This is a genomic window from Methylobacterium sp. B1 (assembly GCF_000333255.1).
Lineage (GTDB): Bacteria > Pseudomonadota > Alphaproteobacteria > Rhizobiales > Beijerinckiaceae > Methylobacterium > Methylobacterium fujisawaense.
In genome coordinates, this window is sequence record NZ_BACT01000204.1 from 1 (window position 1) to 2,518 (window position 2,518).

1 protein-coding gene and 1 pseudogene are annotated in these 2,518 nt (G+C 73.9%); both read left to right on the forward strand.

What is annotated here, in order from left to right; translation table 11 throughout:
- On the forward strand, positions 1-2,071 hold a 2,071-nt coding region (locus tag I53_RS05410), incomplete at its 5' end, for an autotransporter domain-containing protein (protein ID WP_043347536.1).
- 91 nt (positions 2,072-2,162) lie between these two features.
- A pseudogene (locus I53_RS05415) lies at positions 2,163-2,518 on the forward strand (ceramide glucosyltransferase); the annotation flags it as partial.

Genomic DNA, 2,518 nt, shown 5'->3' on the forward strand with positions numbered 1-2,518 from the left:
GAATCCCTACGTGCCGTCGGCCGGTAACCAGGCTGCTACCAAGCAACGCCTCACCTACGGCCTGCCGACCCTCAGCTTCGCCCAGGCGCCCCGCGAGGCGGCTCCCGCCGGCGGGCCGGACGCCTCGATCCTGCTCGCGCCGCTCTACGGCGGATCGACCGCCGCCGCGCGGACCCTCGCGCCCAACGGCGGCCTCTACGGCCAGCTCGCCACCAGCACGATCAACCAGATCCTGGTCAACACCGAGACCAACGCGCTGGCCGCCTTCTACGGCAGCCCCCTGAGCTATTGGAGCCGCCTCGACCTCTATGCGGCCGCCGGGTATTTCGGGAACGTCACCGGCACCCTGCGCATGGACGCCACCGACCGCCTCGGCATCGATGTCGGCATCGGACAGGGCGGCTCGCTCTATGCCAACGGCACCATCGCGGGGACTGTCTTCGTGGGCGCCGGCGGCCTGCTCGGCGGCTCCGGCACGGTGGGCGGGATCGGCGCACTCTCGGGGGGCACGGTGGCGCCGGGCAACTCCATCGGCACGCTCACCGTCGCCGGCAATGCCGCCTTCGCGGCCGGCTCGACCTACCGGGTCGAGGCCAACGCCGCCGGACAGGCCGACCGCATCGCCGCCACCGGCAGCGCCACCCTGTCGGGCGGCACCGTCCAGGTGCTGGCCGCCTCGGGCGCCTACAACCCGCGCACCACCTACACGATCCTCTCCGCCGCCGGCGGCGTCTCGGGCCAGTTCGCCGGCGTGACCGCGAACCTCGCCTTCCTCAGCCCGGGCCTGCGCTACCGGACCGACGCGGTCGACCTGACCCTCACCCGCAACGACGTGCCGTTCGCCGCGTCAGCCACCAGCCGCAACGGCATGGCGGCGGCCAACGCCGTCCAGGCGGCCGGCGGCGGCCGGCTCTTCGACGCGGCGGTCGCCTTCACCACCACCGAGGCCGGCAACGCCTTCCGGGCGCTGGCGGGCGACATCCATGCCGGCACCGTGTCCACCGCCTACGAGACCGCGTTCTTCGTGCGCGAGGCGGTGCTCGACCGCCTGCGCTGGGGCAGCCCCGGCACCGGCCTCGATTACGGCACCCTGCCGGCCGCCTACGCGGCCGACCTGCCGGGGCGCCAGCCGGTGGTGGCGGGCGTGCCGGTGCGGACCCTCGACCCGCAGGTGTTCGGCCTCTGGGGCCAGGGCTTCGGCGCCTTCGGCACGGCCGAGGGCGGCGGCAACGCGTTCAACCTCGACCGGCAGATCGCCGGCTTCGCGGCGGGCGCGGATGTCCGCGTGTCGAACGGGCTGCGCGTCGGCGTGGTCGGCGGCTACACGGAGGCGTATCTCGACAGCGCCGGCCGGTCCGGCGGCACGAGCCGGGCGGAGAGCGCCACGCTCAAGAGCGGCTTCGGCGGCCTGTATGGCGGCTATGAGGTCGGGCCGTTGTCGCTGCGGCTGGGGGCGCTCTACGCCGGGACCGACACGCGCACCCGGCGGGCGGTGCTGTACGGGCTGTCGGACACGCTGAGCGGCCATGGCGGCGGCTATACGGTGCAGGGTTTCGGCGAGATCGGCTGGAGGATCGCGCTCGGCCAGCCGGCTCCGGCGGCTCTGGGGTCGAGGGACGGCGTCGCGGTGCCGGTGCCGCCGGCGGCCTCCTACGTCGAGCCGTTCGTCGGCGGGGCGTATGTCGGCATCCGGCGGGACGCCTTCGCGGAGACCGGGGGCGCGGCGGCGCTGGCGAGCGTCGCGCGGGACTACGATCTGGGCGCGGCGACCGTGGGGGTGCGGGCGCAGACGGGCCTGGAGCTGGGGCTGGGTCTTCCGGTGACGCTGCGGGGTCTGGTCGGCTACCGGCGGGCGTTCGGCGACGTGGTGCCGACGGCCCTGCTGCGGTTCGGCACGGGCCCGGCCTTCCTGAGCGCGGGCGTGCCGATCGACCGGGACGCGCTGGTGGCGCAGGTCGGGCTCGATCTGGCGGTGGCGCCGAACGCGACCCTGGGCGTGGCCTATACCGGCCAGACCGGCGCCCGCGCACAGGATCAGGCCGTGAAGGGCACCTTCACTCTCCGGTTTTGAACACGCCGGACGACGTCGCCTCTGTCACACGCCTGACGCGGTCCGGCCGCTAGCGGACCGGACCGCTCGCTTCATCGATCGAGGGATCCGCATGCTTGACGCCACGGTGCCGGCCCTGTCCCTCGGCGCGCTTCTGGCCCTCGTCCAGATCGTCAGCATCGGCGTCGCGGGCCGGCGCCTCGGCCGGAGCCACGGGCCGTCGCGGTTTCCAGACGGCGCGCCCGTCTCCCTGGTCCGTCCGCTTCACGGGATCGAGGCTTACAGCGAGGAGATGCTCACCCAGAGCTTCCGCCTCGACTACCCGTCCTACGAGCTGATCTTCTGCGTGGCCGACCCCGGGGACCCGATCGTGCCGATGGTCCGGCGGCTGATCGCGGCCCATCCGCGCGTGCCCGCCCGCCTGATCCTCGGCGACGAGCGCCTCTGGAGAACCCGAGCTCAACAATG